Below are 22,062 nucleotides of genomic sequence, written 5' to 3'. Positions count from 1 at the left end.
AGAAGGCAAATCCATTCCATTTCTGAAATTTTTGGAGTATGCTTTTTTTATCAAATACCAGGAGGTAAGCAGATGAAAGGGAAAATTAAAATAGTTACCATTGGAGGCGGGTCCAGTTATACCCCCGAACTGATAGAGGGCTTTATCAAACGGAAAGAGGAACTTCCCATTGGAGAAATCTGGCTGGTGGATATTGAAGAGGGAAAAGAAAAGCTGGAAATTGTAGGAAACCTTGCAAAACGTATGGTGAAAGCAGCAGGTCTTGACTGGGAGGTTCATTTAACTCTGGATCGGAGAGCGGCTTTAAAGGATGCAGATTTCGTTTCCACTCAGTTTCGGGTGGGGCTTTTGGATGCACGGATAAAGGACGAACGGATTCCATTGTCACACGGTGTAATCGGGCAGGAGACCAACGGTGCAGGCGGAATGTTTAAGGCGTTTCGTACAGTTCCAGTCATTCTGGAAATAGTGGAGGACATGAAGGAACTATGTCCGGATGCATGGCTTGTAAACTTTACAAACCCCTCTGGCATGGTGACCGAAGCAGTGATGCGTTACGGCAAATGGGATAAAGTAGTGGGTCTGTGCAACGTTCCTATTATGTGCAGAAAGATTGCGGCAGGTGCTTTGCAGGAAAAGGAAGAGGATTTGTTTTTCCGTTTCGGCGGCTTAAACCATTTCCACTGGCACAGAGTATGGAATCATGAGGGTGTGGAAAAAACAGGAGAAGTTCTTGAGTCGGTATATACAAAACCGGATGGCCTTAAAAATGCCATGCAGGGACTGAAAAGCTCCGGAGTTCAGAACATTCCCAATATCGCCTTTTTAGCAGATCAGATCAGAGATCTAGGAATCATTCCATGTATGTATCACCGGTATTATTACATTACGGATGATATGCTGAAGGAAGAGCTGGAGGCCTTTGCAAAAGGGGAAACAAGAGCGGAACTTGTAAAGAAGACGGAAGCAGAGCTATTTGAACTCTATAAGGATCCGGATTTAAATATTAAACCGGTTCAGTTGGAAAAGCGGGGCGGCGCATTCTATTCCGATGCTGCCTGTGAGCTGATCGCATCCATTTATAACGACAAGAAGACCACCATGGTTGTGAGCACCAGGAACAACGGCGCAATCTCCGATCTGCCGGATGATGTGGTTGTTGAAGTCAGCAGTATTATTACTGCAGGCGGTCCGGTGCCAATCTCCTGGGGAAGCTTTGATTCTTCCACCAGAGGGCTGCTGCAGCTGATGAAGGACATGGAACTGACTACCATAAAGGCAGCGGTGACCGGTGATTACGGAACTGCACAGCAGGCATTTACCTTAAATCCACTGGTACCCAGCGGTAAGATCGCGGGAACTATCCTTGATGAACTTTTAGTGGCTCATAAAAAGCATCTTCCTCAGTTTCAGGAAAAAATTGCCCAGTTAGAAGCAAAGGGAAACTAATCAGCCGGACAGCCAGAGTACCCTGTGGATAGACAAACTCATATCATACAGTATGATTCTGAATCTTTGAGAAATGCTGGTGATAAAAGTGAGTCTGTATAAAGATGGTTTAACAGGAGTAATTATCACTCCCTGCCAGAAAGAATATGAGAAAGCAAGGCAGGAGTGGAACCGGGCTGTTCAGAAATTCCCGGAGGTAATTGTTTATTGCAGCCAGATTTCTGATATACAAAATGCAGTACATGATGCAAGACGGCATGAGATGGGAATACGAATCCGGTCAGGCGGTCATCATTATCAGGGTTATTCCACCGGAAACGGGGTACTGGTGATTGATGTAAGTCCCATGAAGGACATCCGCCTTTCTGATTCCGGGCAGTGTATTGTCATGGAAAGCGGTGTTCAAAACCGGGAAGTGTACAATTTTGTAGGAGAAAAGGGATATCCCTTTCCAGGAGGAACCTGTCCGACTGTGGGAGCAGCTGGTTATACACTGGGAGGTGGCTGGGGATATTCAAGCCGTTTCCTGGGGCTGGGCTGTGACAGCTTAAAAGCTGTGGAGATAGTTAATTATGAAGGTAAGGTCTTAACTGCAGATGAAACCTGTAACCCAGATCTGTTCTGGGCTTTAAGAGGAGCAGGCGGAGGTAATTTTGGTGTTGTTACCTCTTTAAGGTTTCAGCTGCCGCCAAGAATAACAGCAGTGACTCTGGTGGAGCTTGAGTATACCAAACCTGGTCTTGAGGAAATGGCGGGATTTTTAGAAGTCTGGCAGAAATGGCTGGTGGGTCTGGATCCGCGAATCACCATGAATATCAGTATGTACAATTCGCCGCAAGACGGACTTGGGATTTTCGGGAGAGGGTTGTTTTATGGATCAGCGGAGGAAGCCGCGGCCGTTTTGAACCCTTTTGAAAGGGACGGAGCGGTTTTGTCTTATGAGGAATTGTCGTTTTATCAGGCTATGGAAAAAATACAGTCTTCCTATCCGGATTCTGAAAAGTTTCAGTCCACTGGACGATTTGTTCAAAGAATGTACGGGGCAAAAGAGCGGATGCAGATTGCCGGCCTGATAGCAAAACAGGCGGAAGGCTCGGTTTATGCGGCAGTCACTGTCTATGCACTGGGCGGTAAGATCCGGGAGGTAAGCCCTGTCAGTACAGCTTATTTTTACAGAGATGCGTCTTATATCATGGGGATTCAGTCGGTGTGGGAAAATGATTGCTATGGGGAGATTAACAGGCAGTGGCTTTATCCCAGGTTTCAGTATATAAAGGGATTGACAGAGGGATCCTATGTCAATTTCCCCTATAACCGGCTGCCGGATTATGAAGAGGAGTATTACGGCGAGAATGTCTGCAGATTAAGACAGACAGAGAGTCGGTATGATCCTCTTCATGTATTCAGTTTTCCTCAGGCGATCCGGTAGCAGGTAAAGGGGTAAGGATTTTTGCTGTTACAGGGTAGTTTTAGACTTGGGTATTTTTATTTGAGGCATAGGTAAAGAGCTATCTTTGGCTATGCCTCAAATGTTATGGAAGGAATTATGAAATTGAAGAAATGAGACAGGTGTAGGGAAAAGATTTAATCTATGCCACGCAAATGCGAAACGGCGGGGCAAAGGCGAAGTGCAATCAGCTACCATGCCTCAAATGGTATAAAAATGAATCATAGAATTGTAGAACTGGGGCAGGTGTAGGAAAAAGACTTATCTATGCCACGCAAATGCAAAACGGCGGGGCAAAGGCGAAGCGCAATCAGCTGCCATGCCTCAAATGGTATAAAGAAATCAGTGTAGTAAAAAGACTTTATTTATGTCTTTAAAATCTCCCTCGATCACGGTCAAACATGTAACACGCTCCTTAACTTGACGCACAGTAGAAACGGTGTTATACTTTTAACCGCATAGAAGACAGTTCATTAGTACCATCCTGTCTATAAACAAAACTAGGGCTGATTTTAATATTGTTGGAACGAAAAGTTATTGCAGTTATTATAGCTTTTTTTCGTGCAGATAGAGAAAGCAGGCATAGTCATATGTCTGCTTTTTTTGCGATATTACGACAAAGTTAAAATTCTGCCTCTGAATTTCGAAAGGACAAAGAGACAATGTATTATCTGGAAACAGAACAAAGCTTTGACTCCGCTCATTTTTTAAAGGGCTATGATGGAAAATGCAAAAATATCCACGGTCACAGATGGCGGGTTGTAATTGAAATTGAAAGCCCCACACTTCAAAAAGAAGGGCAGTCACAGGGAATGATCGTTGATTTCACCAGGCTGAAACAGGATTTAAAAGAAGAAACTGATTATTTCGACCATTCTCTGATCATGGAAACAGGTTCGTTAAAGCCTAATACTCTTGTGGCTCTTAAAGAAGAGGGCTTTTTACTGGTGGAAGTGAATTTTCGCCCCACAGCAGAAGAATTTTCAAGATACTTTTATGAAAGAATGAGCCAGAGAGGTTATGACGTGAAATCTGCAAAAGTGTATGAGACTCCTGTAAACTGTGCTTCTTACGGGGAGGATAGCCATGGCAGATTATAATGTGGCAGAAACCTTTGTAAGCATCAACGGAGAAGGGGCATATGCCGGTCAGCTGGCTGTATTTATCCGTTTTTATGGCTGCAATCTTTCCTGCTCTTACTGCGATACCGCCTGGGCAAAAGAAGCCATGACACCTGGAAAAATAATGAGTGAGCTTGATATTTATGAATACATAAAAGAAACGGGTATAAAAAATGTAACTCTCACAGGAGGCGAGCCCCTGATCCAGCCTGGTATCGGAGATCTTCTTTCTCTTCTTTTATTAGACGAAAAACTTCGTGTGGAGGTTGAAACAAACGGAAGTACAGACCTTTCAACCTGTCAGAGAGAAACAAATGCACTTACCTTTACCATGGATTATAAACTTCCGGGAAGCGAAATGGAGACTGCAATGAAGCTTTCCAACTTCAATTATCTGAAACAGAAGGATACGGTAAAATTTGTTGCAGGAAGTATAACGGATCTGAGAAGAGCTGTGGAGGTGATAGACCGCTATCAGCTTTCCGGCCGGTGCCATCTCTATTTTAGCACTGTTTTTGGCAGCCTATCATTGACTGATGTAGTGGAATTTATGAAACAGAACCGGTTAAATGATGTGACTCTTCAGCTGCAGATGCATAAAATCATCTGGGGCTCCGATGCAGTGGGCGTTTAATCAGAAGGGAGAGATGCGCAGTGGCGATTGATACAGAGGCAATCCAGACCCATGTGAGGGGGATATTAAAGGCATTGGGCGAGGACCCGGACAGGGAAGGCTTAAAAGAAACGCCGTCCAGGGTTGCGAAGATGTACGGAGAAGTTTTTGAAGGGATTAATTATTCCAACCAAGAAATTGCACTGATGTTTGGAAAAACCTTTGAAGAGGATATGGATACAAACGGTGCAGGAGATGACATGGTGGTGGTAAAGGACATAGAAGTGTTCAGTTACTGTGAACACCATATGGCGCTGATGTACGATATGAAAGTTGCCGTGGCTTATATACCCAATGGGAAAGTGATTGGATTAAGTAAAATAGCCAGAATTGCCGATATGGTAGCCAGGAGACTTCAGCTTCAGGAGAGAATCGGTTCAGATATAGCAGAAATCATGGCAGAAGTTACCGGCTCAGAGGATATAGAAGTTGTGATAGAGGGCAGTCACAGCTGTATGACTGCCAGAGGAATTAAAAGTTTTTCCGCCAGGACGAAAACAGTCACGTTAAGAGGACGTTTTAAGACGGAACCGGAATTACGTATCTGAAAATTGTATTAGAAAAAGAAACGGAGAGAACGATGAAAGCACTGGTATTATTAAGCGGGGGCGTTGACAGCGCCACCTGCCTTGGTATGGCAATTGAAGAATATGGCAGAAAGAATGTCTGTGGTTTGTCCATTTCCTACGGGCAAAAGCATGCAAAGGAACTGGAAGCGGCAAAAAAGATAGCAGATTATTATGAAATAGAATTTATAAGTCTGGATTTAAGCAGAATATTTGCTTACAGTGACTGTTCCTTATTAACCCAGTCTCAACAAGAGATACCAAGAGAAAGCTATGCAAAGCAGCTTGAAAACAGCGAAGGAAAACCGGTATCTACCTACGTTCCCTTCCGAAATGGATTGTTTCTTTCCTCGGCCGCCAGTATCGCCCTGTCAAAAGGCTGCAGCGTGATTTATTACGGAGCTCACAGCGATGATGCAGCAGGAAATGCCTATCCGGACTGCAGCAGTTCGTTTCAGGAAGCAATGAGCCGCGCCGTCTACATTGGAAGCGGAAATCAGCTTACAATAAAAGCACCATTTGTGTTATGGACCAAAGCAGAGGTTGTGGAGCGGGGATTGATGCTTCATGTCCCTTATGAACTGACATGGAGCTGCTATGAAGGCGGAGAGGAGCCATGCGGAAAATGCGGTACCTGCATAGACCGTGCAGAGGCCTTTGCAAAGAATGGAATCAAAGATCCGGCTTTAAAGAGAGGAGAATAAAATGTCAGGAAGAAATTCAGAAGAAACTAAGGGGCTGACCCATTTGGGAAGCCAGGGAACTGTTTATGAAACGAATTATAATCCAGGAGTTTTAGAGACCTTTTTAAACAAGCATCCCAATAACGATTACTTTGTAAAATTCAACTGTCCGGAATTTACCAGCCTTTGCCCTATTACCGGACAGCCGGATTTCGCCACCATAACCATCTCTTACGTTCCAGGTGAAAAGATGGTGGAGAGTAAATCCTTAAAACTTTATTTATTCAGCTTCAGAAACCACGGAGATTTCCATGAGGACTGTATGAATATCATTATGAAAGATTTAATTGCTTTAATGCACCCCAAATATATTGAAGTGTGGGGGAAATTCACTCCCAGAGGCGGCATTTCCATTGATCCCTACTGTAACTATGGAAAGCCGGGAACCAGATGGGAAGAGGTGGCATGGGAGAGGCTTAAGAACCATGATCTTTATCCGGAACGGGTGGACAACCGCTAGGATTAACTGCTGTGGTTTAAGATAAATTCCCGTTTGATCAAAAGGAGTCTGTGCAATTGCTTTAAGATGTAAAAGAGTATGGCTCTTGCTTCAAATTCTTCTCTGCTTATGGGGAGCTCATGATCTTTTAAATCCAGCAGTAGCAGATTTAAATCCTTTAACAGTCCCTCCACGGTGTTATCTCTGTGGTAGCCCTGCTCGATTCTTGCTAACAATTCAGAAACTTCCATTGCTTCTTTTGGAAGACAGGAAATGGACCGGATATTTTCATAGATTTCGTAAAGCAGGAGACTTTGCTGCCTGCGCATTTCAATATAATCAATTTCATAGGTATCTTTTTTAAACAGAGCATTGTTATAATTCGTTAAAGCACAGGCTTTGGCTGTGCGGAGGGCCTTTTGCAGAGACAGAAGGTCCGCCGGTCTGCAGCTGTCTTTGTCTTCCGTACCAAGAAAACAGGACATCTGGCTTAAGGTATCTTTTATGCGGGTATCCACTTCGTCAGAAAGTCTTTTAAATTCATCTTTCCTTCTTCGCAGGTGCAGATTCACTAAAATCCCAACTGTCGTACCGATCAGAAAGAGAGCTGCCTCATTGGCGACCAGTGCAGCAGACATAGTCCGCTCAGTAAGAAAATGGGTGATGAGTACGGAATCCATGGCTATGGCTTCGCCCCAGTCCGCATAGAAGCACAAAAGAGCGAAGAGAAATAAATATCCCGCAAATGCAGGGAGGGTGAAGCCCAGAATTCCAAAAAGTAAACGGGCGATCAGGAGAGCGCACACAAAAGCAAGTGTCCGGTTTCTGGCACTTTTTATGGTTTCTTTCTTTGTATTCTGAATGCTGAGCACTGTGATAATTCCTGCGGTAGCGGAGTAACGAAGCCCCAGTTCACCGGCAATTGCAATGGAGAGCACGGCGGCTACAGAGATTTTTAAACTTTTTATAATGGTATCCTTATTCATGGCTCCTCCTTTCTGGAGTTTTTCCGTTAATATCCCCGTTCTTTCAGTTTATGTATCAGATCTGTATAGAATCCCATCACATCAAAGCCTTCTATGTTCTTACGTGTTAAGTCAATGACATCTCCATGAGAGATTCCTTGTTTTCCTTTTGGTTTCAGTACACCTAAATCGTTTCCCCAAACCATGGAACTGGTAGAAACCAGGCCATCGTTTTTACCTCCTCCAAGAATCCGGATGATCAGATAACCCAGATTCAAAGGAAACATGGCACTTTTCGCAGAACCCATCTGTGATCCGGTACTTTGACAGTATACACCGGGAGCATCAGTCATAATCTTATTGAGCCGGGCACATTCCCTGTCAGTTAAATCCCTTAATCCGCTTAAAAAATCAGGATTGTCATCACCAAGAAGAGTAAACAGGGATTCATATTTTTTCCCGATGAATTTGACAAATTCAGGAGAGATACGGTCAAGAATCCGGCATACATAATTGCAGCCGTAGTGAGGGGTATTGATGGTTGTGATGGATGCGACATACCGATCTATGCCAAGACAGCTGACCGCATACCGGCTGTCCAGCCCTCCTTTTGAATGGGCGATTATATTTACTTTCTCGCAGCCAGTCTCTTTAACAATCTTTAAAATGCAGGCTTTGATTTCCTCTGCACATTGTTCCACAGAAGCGGAAGACTGATGGTTGCTGTAAAAAATGGTGGCACCGTGCCGGATTAGTTCGTCAGGAATTCTTCCCCAATAGTTAAAGTTTTTCCAGTCTCTGAAAAATATACCGTGAACCATTAATATGGGGTATTTGGTCTTGCATAATTCTTCATCTTTCCATTTTTCGTAGAACTGTTGCTTTTCCATTGAGAAATCGTATTCTTTCCGCGAAACTTCAATGAAACTGTGAAGCAGAAACAGATTCAATCCCGGAACCCACCAGAACAGCAAGAGTGCAATCCTTTTGAAAAATCCAAGCTGTCCGGAACAGGTAAAGATTCGTATAATCCCATTCATAAACAATAAATAAAGTAGAATGACGCATATGATCCCATTCGTAATAAGAAGACGTGCCGGTGTAGCTGTCTTGAAAATCAGAAATAGATAAATTGCTGTTTCAATCAGAAAAGTCACAATTGATGCAAGCACCAGCTCATAACCGCCATGGAGAATTCTAAGTCTTTGTCCCTTGCAGCTGGTATTCATAGGTATAATATGGCAGTAAAGATAAAAAAGCATCAAACCAGTACAGGAGAGAACTCGTATCAGTTTGTCTGGCATCATGGGAGACAGCAGCACAAGATTATATAAAAGCATGAGGAAAAAATAACGGATTGTTCGTTCTATGTAAGTCAAAGCATTTCCTCCTTATTTTTTTGACTTCGATTGTACCACATTTTCCCTCATCTGGATAGAGGAGTATGTTCCAGACTGTCACCGCCGTCCGCTTACTGTTTCTAAATAGGTTTTCGGCGTAGTTCCCATTCGCTTTTTGAATACCTTAAAGAAATATGCGTAATCCCAGAATCCTGATTCTGCTGCGATTTTATGAAAGTCCCGTTCGCCAAGCTCCAGCATATCTACGGCGGATGCAATCCGGATGGAGTTTAAGTATTCGGTAAAGCCCTGACCTGTTTCGTTTTTAAATATAGTGCTTAAATATCCGGCACTGATTCCGATTTCCTCTGCCACACTTTGCAAAGAGACAGATCCCCCATAATCCCGGTTGATGTATCCGATTGCAGCTTTTACATAGGAGGAATCGCCTGGCATCTGGCGATTAAGTTCCCCGCACATGTTTATAAAGCAGTCAAGGAACCACTGACAAAGCTGGGGCAGCGTATTAAGCTGAATAAAAATCTGATCAGGAGCTGCTTTTCCGGCAATAATTTTTCCCAGATCCAGTTGATTCTTTTTGGAAATCCGGGTGATAATGCTGAGCAGATCCGTGCATTTCATCTGCACGTTGGAGCGGGTCTCTTTCTGGTCAATCATAGTTTGAAACAAATCTTTAATAAGTGTCTCCGTTTTTATAGTCTCTCCCTTTAAAACCAGGGTAAGGAGAGTTTTTTCCAGAGAATAATCAAGCCCGGTTAATTCTGATGGCTGAGGAATCAAGTGACTGGAATGAAGTATGGACTGTTTTCCGGAGTAGAAAATAAGCCCTGTAGTCTCCAGTGCTTTTGCATAGGAATGCCCGATTCCCGAAATCTGGGGGGAAAGTTCCCCTACACAGAAACTAACGGAAATGTTTAAATAGTTTTTGTAATTGGATGAAAGCTGGTGCAACAGGCTATGAATGGTTTCCTGTCTCTTTGCCTCGCTTGCTTCGTGGGCAAAGGAAAGGAGAATGCAGTAGATTCCCTGTTCCATATGAGTGAGGATACCTGTTGGGTAGTTGCTTAAAATTTCATTGCCGATGTTACAGATGGAAAAACTTAAAATGTTTCGTTTCTTCATATTGCTTTCCTGTTCCAGTTTCACATAATCATCGATGGAAAGAATAATGGGAACGACCTGAGTCATATCCAGACGGATACCGAGGATTTTTAAATTGGCTTCAATCTCTTCTTCCGACAGGAAAAGCTGACCCAGTAAATCCGCCACAAACTTTTCTCTTAAAGCGGATAAGCTTCGGTCAGGAAATGCCTTTGTGTCATTTTTTATATTGAGAGTTTTCTTTAAATCTTCCAACAGAGACAAAAGTGATTCTTTGCTCAGCTTATGTTTCAGCATATAGTCCAGGGCTCCATTTTTTAAAGCACCGCGCACATAGGTATAATCGTCATAATTACTCAGTGCTATGAAGATAATGTCCGGATACTGTTCCCTCACCCGTTGGCAGAGCATCAGTCCATCCATATCCGGCATTTTCATATCTGAAATAATAATGTGAGGTTTCGTCTCCTGGATTTTATGGAGAGCAGTTACGCCATCCCCGGCTTCTGCGCATATGGTAAAATCACTGGATAAATCTGTAAACAGCAGCTTTAAATGGTTGCGTACCAGCAGTTCATCATCAACGATTAAAATTCGGAACATAGTGGGATACCTCATTTTCTGTAATAATTGGGAGCAGTATTTCAAACCGGGTAAAAACTCCCGGCTGACTGATAATTTCCATTTCATAATTATTGCCGAAGTACATATGTAAGCGTTCTCTGATGTTGTGGATTCCAATATGTCCTGCATTCTCGTTCTGGTTGTGATTCATGATTTCATGAATTCGTTCATCATCCATTCCAAGACCGTTGTCCTCTACAATAATCTTCAAAAACTCCTCATCAAGCAAATAATCCACAAGCAGAATACCGCCGGATGCCTTATCTTTTAAACCATGCTTTAAGGAATTCTCAACCAGCGGCTGAACCAGCAGTTTTGGAACCATACAGCTTCTGGCTTCTTCTGAAACACGGATGCGGGATTGAAACGCATTGGTATAACGATAATTTTGTATTTCCAGATAGGAGGTTACAAATTCCCCATCTTCCTCTGCTTTTAAAAAAGAACGTCCATCCATGTTAATATGCATGAGAGATGACAGGGACTGTGCAACGTTTCCTATGTTTTCTGCTCCCTGAAGAGAGGAAAGAAATTTGATGGTGTTTAACGTGTTATACAGGAAATGAGGATTCATCTGGAACTGAAGTGCCGAAATCTCTGCCCTGCGTTTGCCTTCTTCCTCCTTTTTTACCTCCAGAAGCAAAAGCTTTATCCGCTTAAGCATAGCCTGGAACTGACTGGACAGTGCGCCGATTTCGTCTTTCGTCTGAATGGAAACATTAAAATCCAGATAATCCCCATCAATCTGCTTTACGGCATTGGCAAGAATACGGATCTGCCTGGTGAGTAAGGTGGTAATGAAAAAAACGGTTCCGATTAACAGGAATAGAAGAATCAGTGTAATCAGGATTATATTGTGCAGAGTACTGGTAAATGCGGTAACGATCTCCTTTTCCGGAATCACACTTAATGTGGTCCAGTTTGTCAGGGAGGAGGTGTGGTACACCACAAGCATCTTTTCCCGTTCCGGGCTCATCATAAGAAAATGGCCTGACGAAGACGAGATATGATTGATAATTTCAGGAAGAACCTCTTTGTTCAGCTCCATATTCAGCAGATTAAAAGAGGGACAAAAAAGTACCCTGCCGTCATTTCGGTTGATTACATACAAGGACGAGGGGGAGGGAGAACTGGTATCAAAGCACTCCTGAAACAAATCGGAGTTGATGTCCGCAATCACAAAGCCAATTTTCTTATTGTTATAATCGAAAACCGGTTTTAAAACGGAAAAAGCCATATCCTTCTGGGTGTTATACCATTGACTTGGGAAATGGGGCGGTATCAGTACAAGAGATTCTTCGCTGTCTTTGATTAAGGAGATCCAGTTGTTACGGGCCATCGTTTCATAGGAAGTGGGGATTCCGTAAGTAATGGTATTTCCCTTGAAATCACTGAGCATCAGACCATTTAAATTACTTTTGAAGCTGCATAAGCTGATTAAATAATCAGAAGCGATTTTCCGATAGCTGACAATCTCTGCTCCCGTCAAATCGTTTCTTGATAATATGGTCAGGATATTGGCGGAGAGGGAGTTGCTGGAACGGACTGAAGTCAAGGCGGCTACATTGATAATATCCTGTACCTGGTTTTCAAATATAGTATTGGAAACTTCTAACAGGTGTTCGGAATTACGTATGGCAGTGGAAGCCGCCTCCTGCTTTAACGCCTGATACCAGATTCCCAGTACGAGGAAGGAAAAAAGCAAAAAGACAGCTGTCATGGATAAAATAAATTTATATCGGATACTTCGAAACCGTTTCTTCATGATGCCTCCGTATTTGGTAATCTGTGATAAAATCATCATAGTTTTTCAGGGAATATATGTCAAGTTATATAGAAAAAGTGTAAAAAAATCATATGAAGTGGAAAAAAGTCCAATGCTGTTACCTGGAGATTAATGGTATGATTAGAGTAAGAAATAACCGGTTAATTCAAGTGAATATGAGAGGAAGGATATATAATATGAAAAAGAGTAAAAGATGGATTGCCATGGGACTTTCCATTCTGCTGACTGCCAGTATGGCAGGGTGCGCCAAAACCAATACGGATTCTGTCTCCAGTAAACAAGCGGCTAAGACCGGAGGAGATGTGAAAACCCTCACTGTTTTAATGTATACAGACTGGTACAAGGCAGGCTGGCAGGCACTGGAGCAGTACATCAATGACAATTCTGCAGAACTGGGATTTAAGCTGGAGATATCAAAAATTCAGGGAGGATCTCAGGGAGACCAGGTTTTGCAGACTAAATTTGCCACCAATGATCTTCCTGATCTCATTCAGGTATACAAACCCCAATGGGTAAAATCCTACGCCAACGGTCTTGATAAGCTGGTGGATTTAACCGGACTGAAATGTGTATCGGAATACGATCAGGCAGCTTTAAACGGAACATTTGTCTACGACGGCAAATTATATGCGGTTCCCATTGATTCGGTGGTATTATCCGGAATCTTTTACAATAAAAAAGCATTTGAGAAAGCAGGAGCAGAAATTCCAAAGACCTGGGATGAGTTTCTGGCCGTTTGTGAAAAGCTGAAAAAAGCAGGGATCACTCCGGTTTATTATTCCGCAAAAGATGCGTGGAGTGTCCAGCCGCCTGCAATCAGCGGAATCTTAAATGATGCAGCAAAACGGGGAACCGATACGTTTGGTTTAATGGAGCAGATCAATACAAATAAGCTGAAATTTGCCGACTGTGAGAACTTTGTTGCTTCCATACAGCGGACAAAAGACTTAATTGATCTTGGATACGTGAATGAAACCTATTTATCAGATACCGTTGACAATGCCCATCAGGCACTGGCAAACGGGGAGTGCGGTATGTACATCAACGGAACCTGGTGTGCAGATAACATTAATAAGAAGTTTGCTGACAAAATTGATGATATCGGAGCATTTGCAATTCCCACACCAACCGGAGACAACTACATCAATATGTTTACCCCCTATTCCCTTGCCCTGACAACCAACTGCAAGGATCAGGAGCTGGGAAAGAAAGCCTTAAATTTCATTGCTTCCAAACAGGCACAGCAGATTTATGCCGATGCACAGCCTGGCGTTTATTTAAATAAAAACGTAACCAGTGAGATACCTAAGGCAACAGCAGACTTAAAAAAGATTATGGACAGTGGAAAATCCATGACGGACTGGGAAGAAATTAATCAGTATTCCTATGGAAATTTAAGTGAACCACTGTTAAATTACTATACCGGTACATTAAAAGAAGCTAAGGATGTGGCAAAGGCCCTTGATGCTGAGACAGAGCGTAACGCAAAGGCACAGGGTGATGCCAACTGGAAATAAGGATGAAATTATGAACTCATTAAAATGCAGGAGATACTCCTATACCCTTGCGATTCCGGGACTGGTCCTTTATCTGATCTTCTTTATAATTCCCGCCGTACTGGGCCTTGTTCTGTCGTTTGTCAGAATACTGGGATTTGATTTGTCCTCAGCCCGTTTCGGCGGACTGGAAAATTATATTGATGTTTTTACTCAGCCCAATATGAGAAGGGCAATTACAAATTCGTTTATTTTTGCAGTAATTACTACTGTTTTTAAAATGGGAATCGGATTGTCACTTGCAGTCGCATTAAACCGCAGGCTGGCGTTTACCAATGCACTGAGAACCATATTTTTCTTACCGGCTGTGATTAACACGGTTGCAGTAGGACTGATTTTTTCCTCTCTGATGCATCCGTCAAATGGTCTTATTAACGCCTTCCTTCGTGCAGCCGGTCTTTCTGCCTTAACAAAATCCTGGCTGGCGGACCCTCATGTTGCAATCTTTTCTGTATGTGCAATTGAGATATGGAAATGGTCCGGTTTTACCATGGTAATACTGCTCTCAGGTATGCAGACCATAGGAAAGGATTTTTACGAGGCGGCTGAAATTGATGGAGCCGGAGAGTTTACTAAATTTCGTTATATCACCTTTCCTCTTCTCTTGCCTGCATTTAACAACGCTCTGATCTTAAGTATTATCGGTGGCTTAAAAGTGTTTGATCTGATACAGGCAACCACTCAGGGAGGTCCTGGTTCAGCAACAGAAGTATTCGGAACCCTGATATATAAGTCCTTTGGTGCGGGAAGATTTGGAGAAGGGTGTGCAGCCAGTATGATTCTGGCTTTGGTGATAGCAGGGATTGCACTTCCAACTTACCGTTATATAGCGGGTAAGGAGGTGGAGATGTGAAAAAAAACAGATTGTTTACAAGTATTCTCAATCTGGTGCTGTGGCTGTGTGCATTCCTCATTCTGATTCCGGTATACATGGTGATTATGAATTCCTTTAAAAATCAGTCAGAAGCGGCTAAGATGAATATGATGCTTCCCACCCAGTGGCAGATTTTAAAAAACTATCACGACATGATAAAAGAGGGAGGAATATTGCGGGGATTTGTCAACAGCACCGTAATAACCGTAATCTGTGTATTATTTCTGATCATTTTATGCTCTACCATGGCATTTGTATTAGAGAGAAGAAAAACGGTGTTATCACGCATGGTGAATATGGCGGTGATTTTCGGGCTGGTACTCCCTCTTCAGATCATACCAACTTATTTTGTCTGCAATTTTCTTCACCTGACACATGAGACAGCGGCAGTCTTTGTACTGATTGCAGCAAACATGTCTTTTACCGTTTTTTTATACACAGGCTTTATAAAAAGTATTCCACAGGAGATTGATGAATCTGCCTGGATCGACGGAGCAGGTCAGACAGAGCTTTTTTTCAGAATTATATTTCCACTGCTTCAGCCTGTTACGATTACGGCAGTTATCATTAATTTTATGGCTGTGTGGAATGATTTTGGAATATCCATTTACTTCCTAAACAGTGCAAAAAATTACACATTGCCTTTGACCGTTTATAATTTCTTTGGAAATCACAGCTCAGACTGGCAGCTGGTCTTTGCAAATGTGGTGTTATCCACCCTTCCGGTGGCAGCAGTTTATTTACTTCTTCAAAAATATATTATATCAGGCATGACCTCCGGTGCTGTGAAAGGCTAATTAGTACTGAATAATCCGGGAGAATATTGAAACACTAAAAACGAACGGTCATGTTTAGAAGGAGGCGAATAACAATGTCAGAAAACAAGACGAAAGGTGCTGGAGCTGAACTTGCCATGATGGCTCTTGATGATATCCCATCACCCAAGGCAGATGCAAAGGAAATTGTTGCGCTGGTAAAAGAAAGCGGCCGGGTAACCGGATACCAGTTATCTGACGGCAGAACACTGAATAAAGAAGAAGGTGTCATGCTTGCCAGACAGGGTGAGATAAAGGGTGTCGGTGTGGCTTCCAGAAACGGCAATGAGTACTTAAAATCACTTCCTGACGGAACAGAGAATAATAATTTAAGTAATCTGCCATCTGTAAAAAATTAACAGAATGTTTGAAAAAGGTTCAGCCCTCTGAGGGCCTGGACCTTTTTTCGTTTCGGTGTTAAAAATCTGAAAGGAAAAAAAATACTTATTGACACAGGAACTGGAGAAGAGTAGAATGATGAACGTTGGTAAATGTTAATAGTATTAAGTAATTAAAAGGGGATAAAAATTTTGTTGGATGAAAAAGAAAAATACATAAAAAAGGTAAAAACCCACCTGGCTGTCATGATGGGGAAAGGGAGAAAAGTGGATAAAATCCTGCTGTCCCAGGGACTGACCCGCCTTGAACTGTTTGCGATTCAGCAGATATATGAAGCAACGAACGGAGATCAGGAACAAAAGGGCATTTATGTATCGGCACTGGCAAAAAAAATGGATATTGTCTTACCTTCTGCATCACGGACTTTAAATTCCCTGGAAAAGCGGGGACTGATATCCAGGGAGATTGATCCTGACAACAGAAGGAATATTTATGTCATGCTTACGGAAAAGGGATATTTCGTAAGAAAGAAGTGCCTGGAGAAAGTGAATCTGCTGGTGGGAAGAGTTGTGGAAGGCATGGGAATGGAAGATATGGATCAGCTGATCACATTATGGAACCGCTTTATTGATCAGATGGAACGTGCAGTGAATGATATGACGGAAGAAATTGACGAAACGACAGATTGATGAAACAGAAAAGAGGGAACTGACTTGAAGGTATTTTTCCGATATTTCAAACCCCATTTGATATCCTTAGCAGCGGTTATGCTGCTGCTGTTCGGGCAGGCTGCCTGTGATTTATCCCTTCCGGATTATATGTCTGATATCGTAAACAAAGGTATCACTTCGGGAGACACGATGTACATAGTCAAAGCCGGATTTCAAATGATGGGAATCGCCTTTTTAAGCGCGTTCTGCACCGTAATCGTGGGACTGATCGGTGCGAGAATGGCAGCAGGCATCTGCCGGAATTTAAGGCAGGATGTATTTACCAGAATTGAGAGTTTTTCCAGTGCGGAGATGGAGAAGTATTCCACTTCTTCGTTAATCACCAGAACCACCAATGATATTACCCAGATCCAGCAGCTGATTGTTATGCTGATCCGTATCGTGTTTTATGCACCCATACTTGGAGTCGGCGGTGTTATTCATGCCCTGGAAAAGGATAAGTCAATGTCCTGGATAATCGCCTTATCAGTGGGATTACTGCTTGTGATGATTTTTTCCATGATGATGGTGGTAATGCCCAGGTTTCAGTATGTGCAGAAGTTAATCGACCGGCTGAACCTTGTAGTCAGGGAAAGCCTTGACGGAACTCTGGTCATTCGTGCATTTAATACCCAGAGATTTGAGGAAAAGCGGTTTGATAAGGTGAATGCCAGGCTGACAGACACAAATTTATTTGTTAACAGAGTCACCTCCGGCATGATGCCGGCCATGATGCTTATTATGAATCTGACCAACTTATTAATTGTCTGGGTAGGATCAAAGGCAGTATCCAGCTTTAAGATGAAGGTAGGAGACATGATGGCATATATGCAGTATGCCATGCAGATCATTATGGCTTTTTTAATGATGGCAATGATGTTTATTATGATTCCAAGAGCCATTGTATCCATAAAGAGAGTGGTTGAAATACTGACGACTGATTCAACCATCACAGATCCCAAGGTAGCTGCAGTTATCTCTGAAACACCCAAAGGGACTGTGGAATACCGGGGAGTATCCTTTCAGTATCCCGATGCCGATGAAGCGGTTCTTCACGATATTACGTTTACAGCACTGCCAGGTCAGACAACTGCATTTATCGGAGCAACTGGAAGCGGAAAAAGCACACTGGTCAACTTATTACCCCGTTTTTACGATGTGACAGGGGGAGAAATCTTAATTGACGGCATTGATATCAGAAACTGGCCTTTAAAAAAGCTGAGAGACATGATTGGATTTGTGCCTCAGAAGGGAATCTTATTTTCCGGAACAATCGAGAGCAATTTAAAATATGGTGACAGAGAAGCCAGTAAAGAAGTGGTGGAAGAAGCAGCCAAAACTGCTCAGGCAGAGGAATTCATTGATTCCAAGCCCGAGGGCTTTTTAACAGAAATCGCCCAGGGAGGCCAGAACGTATCAGGCGGTCAGAAGCAGCGCCTTTCCATTGCAAGAGCACTGGTTAAACGAGCACCGGTTAACGTGTTTGACGACAGCTTTTCCGCTCTGGACTTTAAGACCGATGCAAAGCTTCGGGCTGCGCTGAAAGATAAAACAAAAGACAGCGTCACCATTTTAGTGGCACAGCGAATCAGTACCATTATGAATGCGGATCAGATTATTGTTCTGGATCAGGGCAGAATTGCCGGGAAAGGACCACACCGGGAGCTGATGAAAACCTGTGAAGTATACCGGGAAATCGCGCTGTCACAGCTAAGTGAGGAGGAACTGAAATGAGTGAAGAAAAATCCTCAGGCGGACCCATGGGCCGGGGCGGCGGACTTGGCCAGAAAACTGAAAAAGCAAAGAATTTTAAAGGCACCATGCTCCACCTTGCCGGGTATCTGAAACATTACAAGGTTTCCGTCATTGTTGTAATCCTGTTTGCATGCTGTTCCTCTGTATTTTCCATTGTAGGACCTAAAGTTTTAGGAAAAGCGACCACCAAGCTGTTTGAAGGGCTGATGGCATGGGCCATGGGAACCGGATTGCTTACAGATTTCCGCTATATCAGAAACCGGCTGCTGCTCTTAGTAGTGCTGTATCTTGTATCGGCTCTCTTTTCCTATCTGCAGAGTTACATTATGTCAGGGGTCAGCATGAAGATCACCTATGAGCTGAGAAAAAACATATCGGAAAAGATGAACCGCCTTCCGTTAAATTATTACGATACCAGAACTCATGGAGAGATTCTTTCAAGAATTACCAACGATGTGGATACGGTAAGCCAGACGTTAAATCAGTCTCTGACCCAGATGATCACATCGGTGACCACCTTAATCGGTATCGTAGCCATGATGCTTTCCATCAGCGTACGAATGACTCTTGTGGCAGTTTTGGTATTGTTTATATCAATGGGATTAATCGTTACCGTAGTGAAAAAGTCCCAGAAATATTTTTCCCAGCAGCAGAAAAGCCTGGGAAATCTAAATGGTCATATTGAAGAAATTTATGCAGGCCATAACGTGGTCCAGATTTTTAACGGAGAGAAAGAAGCCATTGAGAAATTCCGGCTGATCAACGATAAACTCTATGGATCTGCTTGGAAATCCCAGTTCCTGTCGGGAATGATGATGCCCATTATGTCTTTTGTGGGTAATCTTGGATTTGTGTGTGTCTGTCTGTTAGGCGGATATTTAACGGTGAAAAAGGTAATTGAGATCGGTGATGTTCAGGCATTTATCCAGTACATGAGATCCTTCATGCAGCCAATCTCTCAGATTGCCAACGTTTCCAATACTCTGCAGTCAACAGCTGCGGCAGCAGAACGTGTATTTGAATTCTTAGATGAAGAAGATGAAGTCAGTGAGACAGAAAGCCCAATCGTACTGTCTGAGGTTCATGGAAATGTGGAATTTAAAAAGGTCTGTTTTGGTTATCAGCCGGATACCATGATTATCAATCATTTTTCTTCCAATGTAGAGGCAGGGCAGACGGTTGCCATTGTAGGTCCTACAGGAGCCGGAAAAACTACCATAGTCAAGCTTCTCATGCGTTTTTACGAGCTTAATTCCGGGCAGATCCTGATTGACGGCCATGACAGCCTTACATTTACCAGAAGAGATTTACGTGCCATGTTCGGTATGGTGCTTCAGGATACCTGGCTTTACAATGCCACGGTAATGGATAACATCCGCTACGGAAATTTTGATAAGACAGATGAAGAAGTGATAGCGGCGGCAAAAGCGGCTCATTGCGATGAATTTATACGAACTCTGCCGGGAGGTTATCATATGGTGATTAATGAAGAATCCAGTAACTTATCCCAGGGGCAGAAACAGCTGTTAACCATTGCAAGGACCATTCTGGCAGACCCGAAAATCCTGATTCTTGATGAAGCAACCAGTTCCATTGATACACGGACCGAGGTCTTTATCCAGAGAGCCATGGATAAATTAATGAAAAACAGAACCAGCTTTGTCATTGCCCATCGTCTTTCCACCATCCGGGATGCAGATATGATTCTGGTTATGAAGGATGGCGATATCATTGAACAGGGAAATCACGAAACATTGCTTGAAAAGAAAGGATTCTATTCCGATCTGTATCACAGCCAGTTTGCAGAACAATCATAGCGGAGGATAATGATATGCAGGAAAACAAACACATTAATATTGAAGACCAGGAGATCAGTAAGGGATCAGGAAAACTGAAAAAAGTACTCATTCCCCTTTTGCTGGCAGTCATCCTTTTGGGAGGAGCAGCCGCAGGTTATTTCTATTACGTAAGCACAAATTATTTTAAAACCGACAATGCCAGAGTGACAGCAAAGCTGTATTCGGTAAAAGCTGTAGCAAATGGAAAGCTTTTATCCTGGGAAGTAGAAAATGGAGATCTGGTGGAGCAGGACCAGGTGCTTGGACGTGAGGAGACCCTTCCCTATATTACATCACCCATAACCGGAACCGTAGTAAAAAATGAGGGAGCTGCCAATCAGGCAGTTGCCATGGGCTCTGAACTGGCAGTGGTGGCAGACACCTCAGATCTTTATATCGGGGTAAATGTAGAAGAGACAGACATTATGAAGATAAAGCTGGGACAGAAAGTGGATATTAAACTGGATGCCTATCCCGGAAAACTGTTTAAGGGGCAGGTAATTGAGATCGATCCTGCAACCCAGACTTATTTTTCAGGTGGAACCAGTTTTACCACCAGCGGCGACTATACAAAGGTGACACAGCTGATACCGATTAAGGTAGCGATTGAAAATCAGCAGAATCTTCCTCTTGTTTTTGGAATGAATGCTTCTGTGAAAATTCATTTAAAATAATAGTCTGAGAAGGAGAAAACGGATGAAGAAGATAACAGCAGTTTTAATGGTAACAGCAATGCTTTCGTCGGCTCTTGCAGGCTGTGCGGGAGCTGGAAAACAGACAGAGGTAACAGTTGCTGCAGCAAAAGAAGGAAAAGATTTATCTGCCATGGTATGGCAGGGAACAGTTGAGGCTTTAAGCAGTGTTGATATTATTCCCGTTGCAAGCGGTAAGGTGACCCAGATCTTAGCCAAAGAAGGCGACCATGTGGAAGCGGGTGCGCCCTTGTTTCAGATCGACAATCAGGATGCCAGTCTGCAGTTAGAGCAGGCAAAAGCCAGCTTCCAGTCAGCCCAGGCTTCTTATGACAGCGCACAAAAAGCAAATCAGTTAAACAGTGTGGTTAAGCCGGCCCAGATCACATTCACCACAGCAAGTAATAATTTTAACCGGATAAAAGTCCTTTATGAAAGCGGTGACGTGTCCCAGGCAGACTATGAGGCAGCTAAGGCCCAGGTGGATGTGGCTCAGGTTCAGCTTCAGGCAGCACAGAACAGCCAGACGACCACCACTGAGGTGACAAAAGCCCAGCTTGAAAGTGCCAGGGCAACCCTTAATATTGCCCAGAAAAGATACGATGACTGTATGGTATCATCACCAATAAAAGGTCTGGTAACAAAAATAAACGTGGAAGCAGGCCAGACGGTTTCACCCCAGATCAAGGCCGCCACTGTAATCGATGACAGCGGTAAAAAAGTGGAAATAAAAGTTGCTGACATGGATATTGATCAGGTTAAAGCAGGAACAGAGGTACAGGTAAATCTTCAGACTCTTGGGGAGAATTTAAAGGGCAGTATCAGTGATATCTCTGCAGTCAGTGATTCCAGTACCGGAATGTTTCTTGTGACGGTCACTTTGGGTGAGGAGAGTACAAACAGCGCAATCGGTCTTATGGCAGATATCCGGCTCTCCGATAATAAGGAAGAAAAATCTGTCTATATTCCAGCCAAGTCTGTTCAGACCGATGATACGGGATCCTATGTTTATAAAGCCGCTGACACCAGTGCGGTGAAAGTTCCGGTCACACTGGGAAAGAAAAAGAATGCTTATATTGAAGTGACCCAGGGACTTTCCACCGGTGACCTTGTTATTTTACAGAGCAGTAAACCATTGACAGATGGAGAAAAAATCAGTATATTGACTGTGAAGTAACAGGGTAAAACTGGAAAAGGGGAAATTTTAA

At 43.1% G+C, this 22,062-nt stretch carries 20 protein-coding genes; 16 read left to right on the top strand and 4 right to left on the bottom strand.

What is annotated here, in order from left to right:
- The first annotated feature begins 72 nt into the window (after window positions 1-72).
- From BXY41_RS20065 to queF, 7 genes are all read left to right on the top strand, one after another.
- A complete protein-coding gene (locus BXY41_RS20065) occupies window positions 73-1,449 on the top strand; it encodes a 6-phospho-beta-glucosidase (protein WP_104438656.1) in 1,377 nt (458 codons plus the stop codon).
- A gap of 88 nt (window positions 1,450-1,537) precedes the next feature.
- Complete coding sequence (locus BXY41_RS20060) at window positions 1,538-2,878, top strand: FAD-binding oxidoreductase (RefSeq protein WP_207657084.1); 1,341 nt, start codon at window positions 1,538-1,540, stop codon at window positions 2,876-2,878.
- A gap of 680 nt (window positions 2,879-3,558) precedes the next feature.
- The gene (locus BXY41_RS20055; RefSeq protein WP_104438654.1) at window positions 3,559-3,996 is read left to right on the top strand and encodes a 6-pyruvoyl trahydropterin synthase family protein; all 438 of its coding nucleotides are present in this window, start codon (window positions 3,559-3,561) and stop codon (window positions 3,994-3,996) included.
- A complete protein-coding gene (gene queE, locus BXY41_RS20050) occupies window positions 3,983-4,651 on the top strand; it encodes a putative 7-carboxy-7-deazaguanine synthase QueE (RefSeq protein ID WP_104438653.1) in 669 nt (222 codons plus the stop codon). The genes BXY41_RS20055 and queE overlap by 14 nt, the downstream gene beginning before the upstream one ends.
- 20 nt (window positions 4,652-4,671) lie before the next feature.
- Window positions 4,672-5,238 (top strand): GTP cyclohydrolase I FolE, encoded by a 567-nt coding sequence (folE, locus tag BXY41_RS20045; protein WP_104438652.1) that lies wholly within the window; start codon window positions 4,672-4,674, stop codon window positions 5,236-5,238.
- Between the two features lie 32 nt (window positions 5,239-5,270).
- Window positions 5,271-5,960 (top strand): 7-cyano-7-deazaguanine synthase QueC, encoded by a 690-nt coding sequence (gene queC / locus BXY41_RS20040; RefSeq protein ID WP_104438651.1) that lies wholly within the window; start codon window positions 5,271-5,273, stop codon window positions 5,958-5,960.
- A gap of 1 nt (window position 5,961) precedes the next feature.
- Window positions 5,962-6,459 (top strand): preQ(1) synthase, encoded by a 498-nt coding sequence (gene queF, locus BXY41_RS20035; RefSeq protein ID WP_104438650.1) that lies wholly within the window; start codon window positions 5,962-5,964, stop codon window positions 6,457-6,459.
- Window positions 6,460-6,461: 2 nt separating this feature from the next.
- Here queF and BXY41_RS20030 read toward each other — a convergent pair whose 3' ends face one another.
- The 4 genes from BXY41_RS20030 to BXY41_RS20015 all read right to left on the bottom strand — a co-directional run bounded on the left by BXY41_RS20030 (window position 6,462) and on the right by BXY41_RS20015 (window position 12,254).
- Window positions 6,462-7,424, bottom strand: a complete 963-nt coding sequence (locus BXY41_RS20030) for an aromatic acid exporter family protein (protein WP_104438649.1) — start codon at window positions 7,422-7,424, stop codon at window positions 6,462-6,464.
- A 26-nt stretch (window positions 7,425-7,450) separates the two neighbouring features.
- Window positions 7,451-8,782 carry an esterase/lipase family protein gene (locus BXY41_RS20025; RefSeq protein ID WP_242980265.1) on the bottom strand — a complete coding sequence of 444 codons (1,332 nt, stop codon included), beginning with the start codon at window positions 8,780-8,782 and terminating at the stop codon, window positions 7,451-7,453.
- A gap of 78 nt (window positions 8,783-8,860) precedes the next feature.
- The gene (locus BXY41_RS20020; protein ID WP_170072483.1) at window positions 8,861-10,468 is read right to left on the bottom strand and encodes a response regulator; all 1,608 of its coding nucleotides are present in this window, start codon (window positions 10,466-10,468) and stop codon (window positions 8,861-8,863) included.
- Entirely contained in the window at window positions 10,446-12,254 is a 1,809-nt protein-coding gene (locus BXY41_RS20015; RefSeq protein WP_170072481.1) for a sensor histidine kinase, read from the bottom strand. The genes BXY41_RS20020 and BXY41_RS20015 overlap by 23 nt, the downstream gene beginning before the upstream one ends.
- A 197-nt stretch (window positions 12,255-12,451) precedes the next feature.
- Here BXY41_RS20015 and BXY41_RS20010 point away from each other — a divergent pair, with 197 nt between their 5' ends.
- The 9 genes from BXY41_RS20010 to BXY41_RS19970 all read left to right on the top strand — a co-directional run bounded on the left by BXY41_RS20010 (window position 12,452) and on the right by BXY41_RS19970 (window position 22,031).
- A complete protein-coding gene (locus tag BXY41_RS20010; protein ID WP_170072479.1) occupies window positions 12,452-13,792 on the top strand; it encodes an ABC transporter substrate-binding protein in 1,341 nt (446 codons plus the stop codon).
- Window positions 13,793-13,802: 10 nt separating this feature from the next.
- Window positions 13,803-14,684, top strand: a complete 882-nt coding sequence (locus tag BXY41_RS20005) for a carbohydrate ABC transporter permease (protein ID WP_104438645.1) — start codon at window positions 13,803-13,805, stop codon at window positions 14,682-14,684.
- A complete protein-coding gene (locus BXY41_RS20000) occupies window positions 14,681-15,502 on the top strand; it encodes a carbohydrate ABC transporter permease (RefSeq protein WP_242980264.1) in 822 nt (273 codons plus the stop codon). The genes BXY41_RS20005 and BXY41_RS20000 overlap by 4 nt, the downstream gene beginning before the upstream one ends.
- Before the next feature lie 74 nt (window positions 15,503-15,576).
- Window positions 15,577-15,879 carry a DUF3892 domain-containing protein gene (locus tag BXY41_RS19995; RefSeq protein ID WP_104438644.1) on the top strand — a complete coding sequence of 101 codons (303 nt, stop codon included), beginning with the start codon at window positions 15,577-15,579 and terminating at the stop codon, window positions 15,877-15,879.
- A gap of 171 nt (window positions 15,880-16,050) precedes the next feature.
- A complete protein-coding gene (locus BXY41_RS19990) occupies window positions 16,051-16,548 on the top strand; it encodes a MarR family winged helix-turn-helix transcriptional regulator (RefSeq protein ID WP_104438643.1) in 498 nt (165 codons plus the stop codon).
- Between the two features lie 24 nt (window positions 16,549-16,572).
- Complete coding sequence (locus tag BXY41_RS19985) at window positions 16,573-18,303, top strand: ABC transporter ATP-binding protein (protein WP_432765526.1); 1,731 nt, start codon at window positions 16,573-16,575, stop codon at window positions 18,301-18,303.
- Window positions 18,300-20,141: an ABC transporter ATP-binding protein gene (locus BXY41_RS19980; protein ID WP_104438642.1), complete on the top strand. Its 1,842-nt coding sequence runs from the start codon at window positions 18,300-18,302 to the stop codon at window positions 20,139-20,141. The genes BXY41_RS19985 and BXY41_RS19980 overlap by 4 nt, the downstream gene beginning before the upstream one ends.
- Window positions 20,142-20,155: 14 nt before the next feature.
- The gene (locus tag BXY41_RS19975) at window positions 20,156-20,836 is read left to right on the top strand and encodes an efflux RND transporter periplasmic adaptor subunit (protein WP_104438641.1); all 681 of its coding nucleotides are present in this window, start codon (window positions 20,156-20,158) and stop codon (window positions 20,834-20,836) included.
- 22 nt (window positions 20,837-20,858) lie between these two features.
- Window positions 20,859-22,031 (top strand): efflux RND transporter periplasmic adaptor subunit, encoded by a 1,173-nt coding sequence (locus BXY41_RS19970; protein ID WP_104438640.1) that lies wholly within the window; start codon window positions 20,859-20,861, stop codon window positions 22,029-22,031.
- The last annotated feature ends 31 nt before the right edge of the window (window positions 22,032-22,062 follow it).

Source organism: Lacrimispora xylanisolvens (genome assembly GCF_002934545.1).
Classification (GTDB): Bacteria; Bacillota; Clostridia; order Lachnospirales; family Lachnospiraceae; genus Lacrimispora; species Lacrimispora xylanisolvens.
The sequence above is the reverse complement of the archived record's forward strand: the minus strand, read 5'-3'. Positions and strand labels throughout refer to the sequence as shown.

Bases quoted from the DNA above. Each gene is read 5' to 3' on its own strand.
- BXY41_RS20065 (WP_104438656.1), top strand. From the start codon at position 73: ATGAAAGGGAAAATTAAAATAGTTACCATTGGAGGCGGGTCCAGTTAT.
- BXY41_RS20055 (WP_104438654.1), top strand. From the start codon at position 3,559: ATGTATTATCTGGAAACAGAACAAAGCTTTGACTCCGCTCATTTTTTA.
- queE (WP_104438653.1), top strand. From the start codon at position 3,983: ATGGCAGATTATAATGTGGCAGAAACCTTTGTAAGCATCAACGGAGAA.
- queC (WP_104438651.1), top strand. From the start codon at position 5,271: ATGAAAGCACTGGTATTATTAAGCGGGGGCGTTGACAGCGCCACCTGC.
- queF (WP_104438650.1), top strand. From the start codon at position 5,962: ATGTCAGGAAGAAATTCAGAAGAAACTAAGGGGCTGACCCATTTGGGA.
- BXY41_RS20030 (WP_104438649.1), bottom strand. From the start codon at position 7,424: ATGAATAAGGATACCATTATAAAAAGTTTAAAAATCTCTGTAGCCGCC.
- BXY41_RS20020 (WP_170072483.1), bottom strand. From the start codon at position 10,468: ATGTTCCGAATTTTAATCGTTGATGATGAACTGCTGGTACGCAACCAT.
- BXY41_RS20015 (WP_170072481.1), bottom strand. From the start codon at position 12,254: ATGAAGAAACGGTTTCGAAGTATCCGATATAAATTTATTTTATCCATG.
- BXY41_RS20010 (WP_170072479.1), top strand. From the start codon at position 12,452: ATGAAAAAGAGTAAAAGATGGATTGCCATGGGACTTTCCATTCTGCTG.
- BXY41_RS20005 (WP_104438645.1), top strand. From the start codon at position 13,803: ATGAACTCATTAAAATGCAGGAGATACTCCTATACCCTTGCGATTCCG.
- BXY41_RS19995 (WP_104438644.1), top strand. From the start codon at position 15,577: ATGTCAGAAAACAAGACGAAAGGTGCTGGAGCTGAACTTGCCATGATG.
- BXY41_RS19980 (WP_104438642.1), top strand. From the start codon at position 18,300: ATGAGTGAAGAAAAATCCTCAGGCGGACCCATGGGCCGGGGCGGCGGA.
- BXY41_RS19975 (WP_104438641.1), top strand. From the start codon at position 20,156: ATGCAGGAAAACAAACACATTAATATTGAAGACCAGGAGATCAGTAAG.
- BXY41_RS19970 (WP_104438640.1), top strand. From the start codon at position 20,859: ATGAAGAAGATAACAGCAGTTTTAATGGTAACAGCAATGCTTTCGTCG.